This window comes from Leisingera sp. JC1 (assembly GCF_001679925.1).
Taxonomy (GTDB): Bacteria; Pseudomonadota; Alphaproteobacteria; order Rhodobacterales; family Rhodobacteraceae; genus Leisingera.
Map to the genome: position 1 here is coordinate 126,901 of NZ_LYUZ01000114.1, position 13,824 is coordinate 140,724.

The following is a 13,824-nucleotide window of genomic DNA, read 5'->3' on the forward strand; positions in this document are numbered from 1 at the left end:
GCCCCCCAGCGCTATCACCCCCGGTCAATCCGCGCCTGATAGCAGTTGTTGCGCGCCGAGCGGATGTGGATGTAGTCCACCCGCTCGTCCCCGAAAATCGCTTCGGCCTGTGCCATCATTTCCGCCTGCGGAATGACAATGCCGGTGCCGTAAACGATCCGGTGATCGGCGCTGTAGCCCTTGATCAGATAGTCCGGCGCACGCTCCAGAACCTCCGGCACGTCCTCCCCCTCATGCCGCGCGCAGCGGTCCGCACACAGGAAGATGGGCCCGGTCTCGGCATAGGGCTGCGCTTCGGGGAAGGGGCGGTGGGCCAGAATCAGCATCTCCTTTCCTTCAGGGATGTATTGCAGGCAGTGGCGGCAGGGGTTGGGGCCGCCTTCTGCCACCGCGCGCTCCGGCACTTGGCCGTGGGCGTCGGGGCCGCCCTCCTGCAGGGCGCGGACGATGTCTGTGGGCAGGGCGGTGATCTTGGTCATGGGGTTTCTCCTTTTCTGTCAGCACCATGGCGCATCTGCCCCGCCGCAATCGACCCGGATCTTGCGCATCCCGCATTGGAACAGGGGGTGCTCTCCCGCCCGCCGTGCAGGCATTGAAAATGCCCTGCGGCGGTTGGGCGTGGCGCCGCGCTGGCGCGCGGCGCGGCACCGCAATCCAGCAGGACTCCACATGAGAACAAAACGGGAATATTGTACAGGGCATGTTTGCCGAATTCGCCTGCCTTTCGAACTTCACCTTCCTCACCGGCGCCTCCCATCCGGAGGAGTATGCGGCGCGCGCGCTGGAACTGGGGCTTGGCGCCTTTGCCATCGCGGATGAGAACTCGGTGGCGGGCATCGTGCGCGCCCATGCACAGTGCCGCGACATTGCCCGCCGGGTGCAGGAGCGGCAGGCCTGGGACCGGCAGAACACTCCCATCGGCCCGCCGCGCCCCAAAGGTATTCCGCAACCCGCATCCTTCCCGGTCTATGAATCCGTGCGGCTGATCCCGGCCGCAAAGCTCATGTTCACCGACGCGCCGGAGGTGATCGCGCTGCCGGTGACCCGCGTGGGCTGGGGCAGCCTGACCCGGCTTTTGTCCACCGGGCGGCTCAGGGCGGAAAAGGGCAGCTGCACCCTGCATCTCTCTGACCTGCTGGAATTCGCGGACGGCCTCCACCTGCTTTTGCTGCCGCAGGCGCAGCATCTGCCCGGCGGCGCGGATGGATGGGCGCCGCATATGGATGCGCTGACGCGCCGCTTTGCCGGACGGATGCATCTGCTGATGGCGCCCGCCTATGACGGCGGCGACCGGGCGCGCTTTGCCCGGCTGGCAGAGCTGGCTGCCCGTCTGAACCTGCCCCCCTTGGCCAGCGCCGCGCCCAAAATGCACCACGGCAGCCGCCGCCGCCTGGGTGATGTGCTGACTGCCATCCGCCTGCGCTGCAAGGTCGAAACCCTGGGCCGCGCCGCCATGGCCAACGCGGAGCAGCGCCTGCGCTCGGAGGGGGAAATGCGCCGCCTGTTCCGCGGCTATGAGACGGCGGTGGACAACGCGGGTCATCTGGCGGAGCAGCTGACGTTCTCCTTGGATGAGCTGCGCTATGACTACCCGGACGAGGGCCGCGAACAGGAAACCCCGCCGCAGCGGCTGCGAAGGCTGGCGGAGGAAGGCCTCAGCTGGCGCTACCCCGGCGGCGCGCCGGACAAGGTGCGCCAGCTTCTGGAGCATGAGCTGGCCCTGATCGCCAAGCTGAAATACGACCCCTATTTCCTCACCGTGCGCGACATCGTTGCCTTTGCCCGCTCCCGCGGCATCCTCTGCCAGGGCCGCGGCTCGGCGGCAAACTCGGTGGTCTGCTACTGCCTGGGCGTCACTTCTGTCAGCCCGGAACTGGGCACCATGGTGTTCGAGCGTTTCGTCTCCGAAGCCCGCGACGAGCCGCCCGATATCGATGTCGATTTCGAGCATGAGCGGCGCGAGGAGGTGATCCAGTGGATCTATGAACGCTACGGCCGCCACCGCGCGGGCCTCTGCGCCACGGTGATCCACTACCGCGGCAAACGCGCCATCCGCGAGGTCGGCCGCGCCATGGGCCTGACCGAGGACACCATCTCCGCCATGTCCTCGCAGCTCTGGGGCTTCTTCAGCGCCAAGGGCGTGGAGGCCGAGCGGATGCGCGAGATCGGCCTGGATCCGGACAGCCGCCGCCTGCAGCTGACCCTGCAGCTGGTGGAGCAGATCATCGGCTTCCCCCGCCACCTCAGCCAGCATGTGGGCGGTTTTATCATCACCCAGGGACGCTTGGATGAGCTGGTCCCCATTGAAAATGCCACCATGGAGGGCCGCACGGTCATCTGCTGGGACAAGGACGACATCGACACGCTGGGCATCCTCAAGGTCGATGTGCTGTCGCTGGGGATGCTCACCTGCATCCGCAAGGCGTTCGATCTGATGCGCCAGCACCACCAGCTGGACTACAGCCTCGCCACCCTGCCGCCGGAGGACCCGGCAGTCTACAACATGCTGTGCCGCGCCGACAGCATCGGCGTCTTTCAGGTCGAGAGCCGGGCGCAGATGAATTTCCTGCCCCGGATGCGGCCGCGCAATTTCTATGACCTGGTGATCGAGGTCGCCATCGTCCGCCCCGGGCCGATACAGGGCGACATGGTGCACCCCTATATCCGCCGCAGGAACGGTGAGGAGCCGGTGCATTTCCCCTCGGATGCGCTGGGCGAGGTGCTGGGCAAGACCCTGGGCGTGCCGCTGTTTCAGGAGCAGGCGATGCAGATCGCCATCGTGGGCGCCGGTTTCACCCCGGAACAGGCCGACCGGCTGCGGCGCTCGCTGGCGACCTTCAAGAAGCACGGCAATGTCAGCGAGTTCCGCTCCCTGTTTCTGCGCGGCATGGCAAAGAACGGCTATGATCAGGAATTCTCCGAACGCTGCTTTTCCCAGATCGAGGGCTTCGGCTCCTACGGCTTCCCCGAAAGTCATGCCGCCAGTTTTGCGCTGCTGGTCTATGCTTCTGCCTGGATCAAATGCCACCATCCGGGGATCTTTGCCTGCGCGCTCTTGAATGCGCAGCCGATGGGCTTCTACGCGCCCGCCCAGATCGTGCGGGATGCCCGCGAACACGGCGTCGATGTGCGCCCGGTCTGCATCAACAACTCCTACTGGGACAACGTGATGGAGCCCGACGGCCACGGCGGCCTGGCGCTGCGGCTGGGGTTCCGGCAGATCAAGGGCCTGCGCGACGAGGATGCCGCCTGGCTGACCGCCGCCCGCGGCAACGGCTACCACGAGGTGGAGGACGTCTGGCGCAAGGCCGGCATTGCGCCGCCGGTGATCGAGCGGCTGGCCGAAGCGGACGCCTTTGCTGCCCTTGGCCTCAACCGGCGCGAGGCCCTGTGGGCCGCCAAGGCGATTACTGCCCGAAAACCCCTGCCGCTGTTTGCCCGCGAACTGGAGGGTGAGGGGATTTACGAGCCGGAGGCCGACCTGCCGCAGATGGGCCTGGGCGAGGAAGTGGTGGAGGATTACGTCGCCATGCGGCTGAGCTTGCGGGCGCATCCGGTGGCGCTGATCCGGCATCTGCTGACGCCGCAGGACACGGGCGGCGGTGCGGAGGGCGGACCCGGGAGTTGAGTATTTGAGGCAAGATGAAAGGAGCAGGGAGGGGCAATGCTGCCGCTAAGCGCCGTGATAACGCCAACTGTGGCAGGAAAGCCGGTTCACCCCGGCGCGGCAAGGCGCTAGAAGGCTTGCGAACATTGCCCAACCTTGCCCTGCCCCGGAGCTGATCCATGACCGCACCCAAACCCGTTGTCCTGTGCATTCTCGATGGCTGGGGCAGCGGCGAGCCCGGCAAGGCCAACGCGCCTTATCTGGCGCAGACACCAACTTTTGATGCGATCATGGCCAAGGGGCCGAGCGCCAGGCTGATCACCCATGGGCCGGATGTGGGCCTGCCGACCGGGCAGATGGGCAATTCCGAGGTGGGGCATACCAACATCGGCGCGGGCCGGGTGGTGGCGATGGACCTGGGCCAGATCGATCTGGCGATCGAGGACGGCAGTTTCTTTGAAAACGAGGCGCTGCAGGCGTTTATCGCGCAGCTGAAGGAAAGCGGCGGCGCGGCGCATCTGATGGGGCTGGTCTCCGACGGCGGCGTGCATGGGCATATCAACCACATCCTGGCGGCGGTGGAGGCCATTCATGAGGCCGGCGTGCCGGTCTGGCTGCATGCGATCACCGACGGCCGCGACGTGGCGCCGAAATCGGCCTTCCGCCATTTCCGCCGGCTGGAGGAAAAACTGCCCGAAGGTGTGCGCATCGCCACCGTCACCGGGCGCTATTTCGCGATGGACCGGGACAACCGCTGGGGCCGCGTCAGCGAGGCCTATGACGCGATGATCCACGCCAAGGGGCGGCCCGGCCAGACGGCGCACAGCGCGGTGGACCACGCCTATAACCAGTCGGAGACGGATGAGTTCATCGGCGCCACCGTGCTGCAGGGCTATGACGGCGTGAAGGACGGCGACGGGTTCTTCTGCCTGAACTTCCGCGCCGACCGCGCGCGGGAGATCCTGCGCGCCATCGGTGAGCCGGGTTTTGAAGAATTCGACACCGGCGTGCGCCCGAAACTGGCGGCGCTGATGGGCATGGTGGAATACTCCGATGCCCACAATGATTACATGACCACCGCCTATCCCAAGGCGGCGATTGTCAACACGCTGGGCGCCTGGGTCGCCAAGCACGGCAAGACCCAGTTCCGCCTGGCCGAGACCGAAAAATACCCGCATGTGACCTTCTTCCTCAACGGCGGCAAGGAAGAGCCGGAGGAAGGCGAGGACCGCTACATGCCGAAGTCGCCCAATGTGGCGACTTATGATCTGCAGCCGGAAATGTCGGCGCCGGAGGTGACGGAGAAATTCGTCGAGGCGATCGAGGCGGGCTATGACCTCATTGTGACCAACTATGCCAACCCCGACATGGTCGGCCACACCGGCGATCTGAAGGCGGCGATGCGCGCCTGCGAAGCGGTGGATCAGGGGCTGGCCAAGGTGGTCGCGGCGCTGGAGAAGGCCGGCGGTGCGATGATCGTCACCGCCGACCACGGCAATTGCGAGGTGATGGTGGACCCGGAAACCGGCGGCGTCCATACCGCCCATACGCTCAATCTGGTGCCGGTGGCGCTGGTCGGCGGGCCGGAGGGCGCGCGCTTGCGCGATGGCCGCCTGGCCGATCTGGCACCGACTGTCCTGGAACTGATGGGGCTGGAGAAACCGGCTGAGATGACCGGGGAGAGCCTGCTGTCATGATCCGGCGCGCGGGCCTTGTGCTGCTGGCCCTGCTGGCCGCGCCGCTGCAGGCGGCGGCGGACCCGGCGGATGCTGCGCGGGACGCGGCGGAGCAGCTGGAAGCGGCCTCTGTCCAGCTGCAGGATGCCGACAGTTCCCGCGACCGGGTGAAGGCGCTGACCTCCACCGTGCAGGCCTATGAGGCGGGGCTGGCGGCGATGCGCGACGGTTTGCGCCGGGTGGCGCGGCGCGAGGGGCAGCTGAGCGCGCAGTTGGCGGCGCGGCAGGAGGAGGTCTCGGGCCTTCTGGGCATCATCCAGACCATTGAAACCTCGCCGCCGCCGGTGCTGATGGTGCATCCCTCCGGACCGCTGGGCGCGGCACGGTCTGCGATGATGCTGGCAGAGGTGACGCCGGCGCTGCAGGCGCGGGCGCAGATGCTGAAGGCGGATCTGGACGAGGTGCAATCCTTGCGCCTGCTGCAGCAGAATGCGGCCAGGACGCTGGAGGAGGGGCTGGCCGGCGTGCAGAGCGCGCGGGTGCAGCTGTCCACCGCGATTGCCGACCGCACCACCCTGCCGAAACGGTTCACCGAGGACCCGGTGCGCACCGCGATCCTGATCTCCTCGACCGAGACGCTGTCGGGTTTTGCCGACGGGCTGGCCGAGATTGCCGGCGGAGAAATCTCTGCCAGCGAGGCCGACATCAGCGGTTTGCGCGGCACGCTGCCGTTGCCGGTGGAGGGGCTGGTGCTGCGCGGTTACGGCGAACGCGATGCCGCGGGCATTGCCCGGCCCGGCTGGCTGATTGCCGCCCGCCCGCGGGCGCTGGTCACATCGCCCACCGCGGCCACCATCCGCTATCGCGGGCCGCTGCTGGACCTGGGCAACGTGGTGATTCTGGAACCGCAGCCGGAGACGCTGTTTGTGCTGTCGGGCCTGGCCGAGGTGTTCGGCGAGGCGGGGCAGGTGATCCCCGAGGGCACACCGGTCGGATTGATGAGCGGAGAAAACCCGAAACCGGACGCAATTCTGTCAACAAGCGGTGAAGGGGGTGGAACTGACCGGACAGAAACGCTCTATATAGAAGTGAGAATGGACAACAGCCCGGTGGACCCCGAAACGTGGTTCCGCACTGGAAAAGGTGGATGAAGGCTTGATGAAAAAATTTGCGATGGCCGCCGTCGGCGGCACGCTGGCAGGGATCGTGGCGACAACCTATGTGGCAGGCCCCTTGCTGGCGCAGGAAGGCGTGCGGGAGGCAAACGTCTATGAGCAGCTGGACCTGTTCGGCGACATCTTCGAGCGTATCCGTGCGCAATATGTCGAGGAGGTTGACGAGAAGGAGCTGATCGAGGCGGCGATCAGCGGCATGCTGGCCTCGCTGGACCCGCATTCCAGCTATCTGTCGCCGGATGACGCCGCCAGCATGCGGGTGCAGACCCGCGGCGAGTTCGGCGGCCTGGGTATCGAAGTCACCCAGGAAGAGGGCTTTGTCAAAGTTGTCTCCCCCATCGACGGCACCCCGGCGGATGAGGCCGGGATGGAAGCCGGCGATTTCATCACCCATGTGGACGGCGAAAGCGTTCTGGGCCTGTCTCTGGACGACGCGGTGGAGCTGATGCGCGGGCCGGTCGGATCGGAAATCGTGATCACCGTGGTGCGCGAGGGCGAGGCGGAGCCGTTTGATGTCTCGATCATCCGCGACACCATCAAGCTGACCGCAGTGCGCGGCCGCACCGAGGGCGACACCGTGGTGATGCGGATCACCACCTTCAACGACCAGACCACGCCGAACCTCGAGGAAAACCTCAAGAAGCAGATCGAGGAAGCCGGCGGCATGGACAACGTCAACGGCATCGTGCTGGACCTGCGCAACAACCCGGGCGGGCTGCTGACCCAGGCGATCAAGGTGGCCGACAGCTTCCTGGAGTCCGGTGAGATCGTCTCCACCCGTGGCCGCGACCCGGAAGACGGCGAGCGCTTCAACGCGACCCCGGGCGACCTGGCAGAGGGCAAGCCGATCGTGGTGCTGATCAACGGCGGTTCGGCCTCGGCGTCGGAAATCGTTGCGGGCGCGCTGCAGGATCACCGCCGCGCCATTGTGATCGGTACCAAATCCTTCGGCAAGGGCTCGGTCCAGACCGTGATGCCGCTGAAGGGCGAAGGCGCGATGCGCCTGACCACCGCGCGCTATTACACACCGTCGGGCCGCTCGATCCAGGCGCTGGGCGTCTCCCCCGACATCGTGGTGGCGCAGCCGCGCCGGACCGCGGCGGCTGAGGAAGAGGATGACTCGCCCGCCCGCCGCTCCCGCTCGGAAGCCGACCTGCGCGGCAGCCTGAACAACGACAGCCTGTCCGAGGACGAAATCCGCCAGATCGAGGAAGAGCGCGAGAAGGCCGAGAAAGCCGCGGAGCTGCGCGAGCAGGACTACCAGCTGGCCTATGCCATCGACATCCTGAAGGGTATGGTGGCGCTGGGGCCGAAGTAAGGCCCGCGCAAACACGCATCAGGAAGGGGCCGTCCGGTTGGGCGGCCTTTTTCATTTTTGCTGTGCCGCCGGGTTGGGCGGGGTTTGAGTGCTGTGCCGTTTAAGCGCTGTGTCCCGGTTAAGGGGGCGGCGCCGCCGGATGGAGGTGGACAGACCCCGCCGGGGGCCTGCTCGGACAGGATATCCTGGACGACCCCCTTTTTATCAGGGCCGGTCTCCGGGGTGTTACGCAGGCAGCTCCACAGATGCCTGCGCCTTGTATCATGGCCCGTGCGCTGAGCCATGGCGGGGGATCGATCAGGGGGCAGTCTGGCAGAGGGAAATGAGGATCGCGTGAAGGCACCGTACGGTGGGTACGCAACACCCTGGCGGAAGTGTTCCCTGTGCAGGCGGCAAACCTGTTGACTGCAGAGCCTGCGCCGAACCAACGTACAGTCAGATTTAGAGCAATGTATTTCGCGGGAGCAGGCTGCAGGCCGTTCCTGTCCAAAGGGACGGAGACATTCATGGACAGAATTCTGCTGATGATCGTATGCGCCTTTGCCGGCGCCGCGGGGGTGTATTTCTACCTGCAAAGCAAGCAGCCGGACGTGGTCGTTACGACGCCGGTCATTTCCGAGCCGCGGCTGATCAATGCGCTGGAAACCACCGAAGCCTATTCGGCAAATGCCCTGGTTCTGGTCAAGGAACGCAGGCTGCTGGGTCGGGAAAACAACGCGGTCTATGTCTCTCAGTGGCAGCAGAAGGTGGTCATCGGCGTCGATTTCACCGGATTTGACTGGAAAACCCTCAGCGGTATCGGGGAAGAGCTGAAACAGGGCGGCAACACTGTCAGCGGGACCATTCCGGAACTGAAGGTGCTGCATGAATACGTTGTCAAAGGCAGCGAGAAGAATGAAGTCGCCAGCCGGATCGTGAATTTCGACGAGGAAACGGTCCTGGGCGGCGCAGCCAATGCGCGCAGGGGAGCTGCCGACACCTGCAGCCGGGACATGATCCTGTACCGGGATGAGGTGGTGAAGCACGCGATGGAAACCGTTGTGCGAAACCTGTCTGCCGCCATGCCGGTTGATGACAACGGTGCGCCCCTGGTGGCGTTTGACCTGCATTTTGCCAACGAGGCGGACCTGCTGGCAGGGATCGCGGACCGCAAAGCCGGCAACCAGGGACCGCAGTCCTGCAGCGGTGTTGAGTATGTCAACTGACACCGGGCTTAGGGGGGGCTCGTTAGCCCTGCGTCTGTTGGGCCTTCGTGAAAAAATGCCCGGTTTCCGGCCTGTCTGGCTTCCGCATCTTCCGCCGGGACGCGATATCCGGCTTGCAAGCTGAAAAAGCCTTGGTAGGGTCGCGCGAAATTTGCATTCAGGATTGTTCCAATGGATCTCTTAGCCCCGCTCATCGCCTATTCCGTCGCTCTGTCCATCGCGGCTGTCATTCCCGGTCCGGGGGTTGCGGGTCTGGTCGGGCAGTCGCTTGGCAATGGCCTGCAGGTGTCGCTGTACTTTCTGGCGGGCATTGCGCTGGGCGATGTGGTCTATCTGACCATCGCAATTGCGGGCCTGGCCGCGATCGCGCAGCTGTTCTCCGGCGCGCTGCTGGCGATCAAGGTGCTGGGCGGTCTGTATCTGGTTTACCTGGCCAGCAAGTTCTGGCGCAACGAGGCCGGGCTGACCCATGTGCGCAAGGCCGGCAGCCGCCGCGGGCTGAAGACGTTCCTGTCGGGGTTTGCGCTGACGCTGGGCAATCCCAAGACGATTATCTTTTATCTTGCGCTGCTGCCTACCGTCATTGATCTGGAGGCTGTCGGCCTGTCGCAATGGGCCGCGCTGAGCGTGCTGACCGTCGCGGTTCTGTTTGTGACGCTGCTGCCCTATGCGCTGCTGGCCTCGGGCGCACGGACGATGATGACGCGGGCGGAAGCCCTGCAAAAGCTGAACCGGCTGGCGGGCGCCATCATTGGCGGCGCCGGGGTTTTCATCCTTGGCCAGGCGGCGACGGCGGTTGTCCGCCGCGCGTGACGTCCGGGCAGATCAACGGGATTTGAAAATCAACGCCCGATATCCGGCGTACTGACGGGGCGGGCTGGTCTATGGTCGGCGCATGATGTTTGACCTGCCTGATTCCCGCACGCTGTACCAAGCGCTGCTCGACCGTGATGCCGCCTATGAAGGGCGCGCCTATGTTGGCGTGACCTCCACCGGCATCTTCTGCCGGCTGACCTGCCCGGCGCGCAAACCGAAGTATGAGAACTGCCGGTTTTTTGCCACGCCGGGCGAGTGCATCGAGGCGGGCTTCCGCGCCTGCAAGCGCTGCAAGCCCTTGGCCGCCGCCGCCGGTGATGATCCGATGGTGCAGGACCTGCTGGCGCGGCTGGAGGAACGCCCCGCCTACCGCTGGGGCGAGGGGGATCTGGTGCGGCTGGGACTGGATGCGTCGACCGTGCGGCGCGCGTTCAAGCGGCATTTCGGCATGACTTTCCTGGAGATGGCACGGCAGCGCCGCTTGCGTGAGGGGTTCACTGCGCTGAAGGCCGGCGAGCCGGTGATTGCGGCGCAGATTGATGCCGGTTTCGAAAGCGCCAGCGCCTTCCGCGCGGCCTTTGCCAAGCTGGTGGGGATTGCGCCGGGGGCGTTCCGCAAGGATGCGCTGCTCTTGGCGGACTGGATCGACACCCCCTTGGGCGCGATGATTGCGATCAGCTGCGCCCATCAGCTGCATCTTCTGGAGTTTGCCGACCGCAAGGCGCTGCCGCGCGAGGTGGCCAAGCTGCAAAAGGCGCAGCCCGGCGGCCTGGGCTTTGGCCGCCCGGCGCCGACCGAGCAGATTGCAGAGGAGCTGCGCCACTTCTTTGCCGGTGAGGGTGCGGATTTTAAAACCCCGCTAGCGCTGCACGGCACCGGGTTCGAGCGCGATGTCTGGCGGTATCTGCTGACCATCCCGGCAGGCGAGACCCGAAGCTATTCGCAGATCGCGCGGGAGCTGGGCCGGGCCTCGGCCACCCGCGCAGTGGCGCGCGCCAACGGCAGCAACCAGCTGGCGCTGGTGGTGCCCTGCCACCGGGTGCTGTCGGCGGACGGATCGCTGACCGGCTATGGCGGTGGATTGTGGCGCAAGCAGCGGCTGATTGAGATTGAAACAAGCTACAGACAGAGGATTTCAGCATGACATATTCCGACCGCGCCAAGGCATTTGCGGCGCTGCACCAGCCGGGTGATCCGGTTGTGCTTTACAACATCTGGGACGCAGGCAGCGCCAAGGCGATTGCCGGAGCAGGGGCCAAGGCGCTGGCGACCGGCAGCTTCCCGGTGGCGGCGGCGCAGGGGTTTGCAGACGGCGAACAGGTGCCGCTGGAATTTGTGCTGGGCAATGCGGAGCGCATCGTGGCCGCTACAGACCTGCCGGTGACGATTGACTTCGAGGGCGGATACGCGCGCGAGCCGGAGCAGCTGACCGCCAATGTGAAGCGGCTGGCAGAGACCGGCGCGGTGGGCCTCAACTTCGAGGATCAGGTGGTCGGCGGTGACGGGCTGTACGGCATCGAAGAGCAGGCGCGGCGGGTGGCCGCGGTGCGGGCGGCCCATGCGGATATCTTTGTGAATGCGCGCACCGATCTGTTTCTGAAGGAAAAAGATGTCTCAAAACACGCGGGGCTGCTGCCGGAAGCGCTGGAGCGCGCGGCGGCTTATGCCGAGGCCGGCGGCAACGGGTTCTTTGTGCCGGGGCTGAGTGATCCCGATCTGATTGCGCAGGTCTGCGAGGGCTGTTCGCTGCCGGTCAATACGATGATGCGCGGCATCACGCTGGCGACCGCACGGCAGGCGGGTGTGGCGCGCTGCAGCTATGGCCCGATCCCGCATGCAAAGCTGATGCAGGTGCTGGCAGAGCATTTCCAGGCGCTGGAATAACTGGCGGTTACATCGTTTCCAGGCAGTGGCGGCGGAAGGCGCGTTTCAGCATGTCGAGCTCGGCGCGCAGCAGTTCCACCTCGGCGCGCAGGTCGTCCGCCACTGCTTCGCCTGCGATCAGGGTGAAATCGCCCAGCCGGGTGCTGTCTGCGGCATCGAAGATCACGAAGGTCTGCACCCCGTCGGCCACGGCCTCTGGCGGCACAGGAACGGCCACCAGCCAGTCGCCGTCTTTCTGGCCTTCGGTCAGAACCACGTCCCTGACCGGCTGATCCTGGAACATCACGGTGATATCGGGCCGCGCGCCGGTGACGGGGGCATTGCTGATCTTGCCCTCCCATATGCCGTTGCGGAAGCGGATCTTGGTCAGTGTCAGGCTGCTCATGTCAGGTCACTCATGGGGCAGGGTTCCTCAGATCGCCGCGCGGCGGTGGCGCGAGAAGGTCAGGTCGCGCAGGACCACCTGGTTCAGGTCGGGGGCTTCAAAAATCAGGTCGAGCCAGATCTTCTCGATCCGTTTTTCGTTCAGCTTGGAATAGGCCAAGTCGAATTCGACCACGATGTTCTTGTCGTCCTGCGGCAGCTCGCGCACCAGCTGTTCGGTGTTGGGGCCGTGTTGGATGTTGAGGCGGGCGAAGATCTCGATCGGCTTCTCGGATTCGATGATGCTGTCGATGCGCAGCAGATGCTGGCGGGTGATGCCCTGCACGGCCTCGGGCGGCAGGTCGATCACCAGCGACAGGAAAGAACCGTCGAACTTGAACACATCCATGCGCAGGCCGAAGGGGGCGAGGTCCTCCTCGCGGGTGTTGCGGAGCTGGCGCAGGGTCAGTTCGGAAACGCTGCAGTCGTGGAACAGCTGCACCTCATCGCCCATGCGGGCCTTGGGCGGGACTTCGGCAAGACCGCGTTCGGGCAAGGGGCCGCGCCACATCTGAGGCCGCCATGACCAGTCGGTGCCATGCGGGCGCGGAAAGAAGGAAGAGCCGATCTGCGGCAGTGCCAGGCGGCCATCGGCAGTGTGGATGAGCCGGTCCAGATGGGTGCGCAGCTGGCGGGCCTGGTTGCGCTGGCGGCGCAGCTCGGACAGCGGCGCGCGCGAGGATTCTTCAGCCGCGGCGCGCCAGCGGCGCAGGCTGCGCAGGTGAAACAACCGGTCCATGATCCTGCCCATCGTGCTCTCTCTTGCCTGTTAAAAGGTCTTGCTTGCCCGTCCTGCCCCGCWGCGGGGCTGGCGGCAGTGTAACCGGGCGGGGCTATTGAAATAAACCGGCAATCCGCTGGCGCAGCCCGCGTTTTTTGCCTGTCTCCTCCGGGCTGTCTGCTGCCAGTGCCTGCAGCTCAGCCGGGCGCGGCTGCGGGCGCAGGCCCGGTGCGGGCGCTGCGGAGACATTGCGCTGCGGGACCGCGGCGGTTTCCAGCGATGGCAGTGTGGAGGCCTCCAGGGTGCGGTGGGTCATCTCGTTCAGCAGGGCGGCGCCGTGGCTGCCAAGCGCCCGGCTGCCCTCGGGCGCATAAAGCGCCAGTGCGATCAGGTGGCGGTCAAGCACGAAGGCACCGCGCCAGTGCACCGGGCTGGCGCTGTCGGCGACGGCGCCGGGGAACTCCAGCTTGACCAGCGGCAGGAGCTGGTCCTCGCGGGTTTCAAGCACCTTGGCGTCCGGGAACATGGCGGCGATGTCGGCGGCCTGCGGTGCGGCAGCGGCGGGTTTGGCCGGGCCGATCGAGGCGGTGAGCACGGCGGACTTGCGGGCGCCGAACCAGTTCTGGCGGCCCATCCGGCTGCAATGGGCAAGAAGGGCAAAGCCGCCGTCCTTGTCGGTCTGGCTGCTGCGCCGGTCGAAACAATAGGCGCCGGGTGCGGCCAGCAGCACATCGCCGCCGCCGAAGGACATCACCTGCACCCCGGCCTGCGGCGCCTGGCTGGCGGTGCGGGAGGCAAAGGGCATGCCTTGGGGCGCCGGGCTGCATCCCGCCACTGCGAGGGCGGCGAGCACAATCGCTGCCGCCGCGCCGCGCCGCATGGGCGCCTTTCCGCCGGGCGCGGCAAAAGGCACGGGTTTCCCGTTGCTTGTTCTGATCACTGCTGGTCCTGCCGGTCTTGTTTTTTTACGGGAATCATTACGGAGCGGGGTGCAGGGCG

Annotated in this window: 12 protein-coding genes; 8 read left to right on the top strand and 4 right to left on the bottom strand. The window is 65.9% G+C overall.

Annotated features, from left to right (window positions below):
- Positions 1–14: 14 nt before the first annotated feature.
- A complete protein-coding gene (locus A9D60_RS18955; protein ID WP_065269031.1) occupies positions 15–479 on the bottom strand; it encodes a DUF1203 domain-containing protein in 465 nt (154 codons plus the stop codon).
- A 221-nt stretch (positions 480–700) separates the two neighbouring features.
- Between A9D60_RS18955 and A9D60_RS18960 the strand changes: the two genes are divergently transcribed.
- From A9D60_RS18960 to A9D60_RS18995, 8 genes are all read left to right on the top strand, one after another.
- Positions 701–3,628, top strand: a complete 2,928-nt coding sequence (locus A9D60_RS18960) for an error-prone DNA polymerase (RefSeq protein ID WP_065269032.1) — start codon at positions 701–703, stop codon at positions 3,626–3,628.
- A gap of 158 nt (positions 3,629–3,786) precedes the next feature.
- Positions 3,787–5,304 carry a 2,3-bisphosphoglycerate-independent phosphoglycerate mutase gene (gpmI, locus tag A9D60_RS18965; RefSeq protein WP_065269033.1) on the top strand — a complete coding sequence of 506 codons (1,518 nt, stop codon included), beginning with the start codon at positions 3,787–3,789 and terminating at the stop codon, positions 5,302–5,304.
- The gene (locus tag A9D60_RS18970; protein ID WP_065269034.1) at positions 5,301–6,434 is read left to right on the top strand and encodes a murein hydrolase activator EnvC family protein; all 1,134 of its coding nucleotides are present in this window, start codon (positions 5,301–5,303) and stop codon (positions 6,432–6,434) included. Before gpmI ends, A9D60_RS18970 begins: the two co-directional genes overlap by 4 nt.
- Positions 6,435–6,441: 7 nt before the next feature.
- Positions 6,442–7,776 carry a S41 family peptidase gene (locus A9D60_RS18975; RefSeq protein WP_065269103.1) on the top strand — a complete coding sequence of 445 codons (1,335 nt, stop codon included), beginning with the start codon at positions 6,442–6,444 and terminating at the stop codon, positions 7,774–7,776.
- Positions 7,777–8,282: 506 nt separating this feature from the next.
- Positions 8,283–8,981 carry a hypothetical protein gene (locus tag A9D60_RS18980; protein ID WP_065269035.1) on the top strand — a complete coding sequence of 233 codons (699 nt, stop codon included), beginning with the start codon at positions 8,283–8,285 and terminating at the stop codon, positions 8,979–8,981.
- Positions 8,982–9,152: 171 nt separating this feature from the next.
- Positions 9,153–9,794, top strand: coding sequence for a LysE family translocator (locus A9D60_RS18985; protein ID WP_065269036.1), 642 nt, complete (start codon positions 9,153–9,155; stop codon positions 9,792–9,794).
- Positions 9,795–9,876: 82 nt separating this feature from the next.
- Entirely contained in the window at positions 9,877–10,941 is a 1,065-nt protein-coding gene (locus A9D60_RS18990; RefSeq protein ID WP_065269037.1) for a bifunctional transcriptional activator/DNA repair enzyme AdaA, read from the top strand.
- Positions 10,938–11,681, top strand: coding sequence for an isocitrate lyase/PEP mutase family protein (locus A9D60_RS18995; RefSeq protein ID WP_065269038.1), 744 nt, complete (start codon positions 10,938–10,940; stop codon positions 11,679–11,681). Before A9D60_RS18990 ends, A9D60_RS18995 begins: the two co-directional genes overlap by 4 nt.
- Positions 11,682–11,688: 7 nt before the next feature.
- Here A9D60_RS18995 and A9D60_RS19000 read toward each other — a convergent pair whose 3' ends face one another.
- The 3 genes from A9D60_RS19000 to A9D60_RS19010 all read right to left on the bottom strand — a co-directional run bounded on the left by A9D60_RS19000 (position 11,689) and on the right by A9D60_RS19010 (position 13,705).
- Positions 11,689–12,066 (bottom strand): hypothetical protein, encoded by a 378-nt coding sequence (locus A9D60_RS19000; protein ID WP_065269039.1) that lies wholly within the window; start codon positions 12,064–12,066, stop codon positions 11,689–11,691.
- Positions 12,067–12,093: 27 nt separating this feature from the next.
- Entirely contained in the window at positions 12,094–12,855 is a 762-nt protein-coding gene (locus tag A9D60_RS19005; protein WP_065269040.1) for a DUF6478 family protein, read from the bottom strand.
- Positions 12,856–12,937: 82 nt separating this feature from the next.
- Positions 12,938–13,705: a hypothetical protein gene (locus tag A9D60_RS19010; RefSeq protein WP_065269041.1), complete on the bottom strand. Its 768-nt coding sequence runs from the start codon at positions 13,703–13,705 to the stop codon at positions 12,938–12,940.
- Positions 13,706–13,824 lie beyond the last annotated feature (119 nt).

Coding starts and splice junctions, on each gene's coding strand:
- A9D60_RS18960 (WP_065269032.1), top strand. CDS start 701: ATGTTTGCCGAATTCGCCTGCCTTTCGAACTTCACCTTCCTCACCGGC.
- A9D60_RS18995 (WP_065269038.1), top strand. CDS start 10,938: ATGACATATTCCGACCGCGCCAAGGCATTTGCGGCGCTGCACCAGCCG.
- gpmI (WP_065269033.1), top strand. CDS start 3,787: ATGACCGCACCCAAACCCGTTGTCCTGTGCATTCTCGATGGCTGGGGC.
- A9D60_RS19000 (WP_065269039.1), bottom strand. CDS start 12,066: ATGAGCAGCCTGACACTGACCAAGATCCGCTTCCGCAACGGCATATGG.
- A9D60_RS19005 (WP_065269040.1), bottom strand. CDS start 12,855: ATGGGCAGGATCATGGACCGGTTGTTTCACCTGCGCAGCCTGCGCCGC.
- A9D60_RS18980 (WP_065269035.1), top strand. CDS start 8,283: ATGGACAGAATTCTGCTGATGATCGTATGCGCCTTTGCCGGCGCCGCG.
- A9D60_RS19010 (WP_065269041.1), bottom strand. CDS start 13,705: ATGCGGCGCGGCGCGGCGGCAGCGATTGTGCTCGCCGCCCTCGCAGTG.
- A9D60_RS18990 (WP_065269037.1), top strand. CDS start 9,877: ATGATGTTTGACCTGCCTGATTCCCGCACGCTGTACCAAGCGCTGCTC.
- A9D60_RS18975 (WP_065269103.1), top strand. CDS start 6,442: ATGAAAAAATTTGCGATGGCCGCCGTCGGCGGCACGCTGGCAGGGATC.
- A9D60_RS18985 (WP_065269036.1), top strand. CDS start 9,153: ATGGATCTCTTAGCCCCGCTCATCGCCTATTCCGTCGCTCTGTCCATC.
- A9D60_RS18970 (WP_065269034.1), top strand. CDS start 5,301: ATGATCCGGCGCGCGGGCCTTGTGCTGCTGGCCCTGCTGGCCGCGCCG.
- A9D60_RS18955 (WP_065269031.1), bottom strand. CDS start 479: ATGACCAAGATCACCGCCCTGCCCACAGACATCGTCCGCGCCCTGCAG.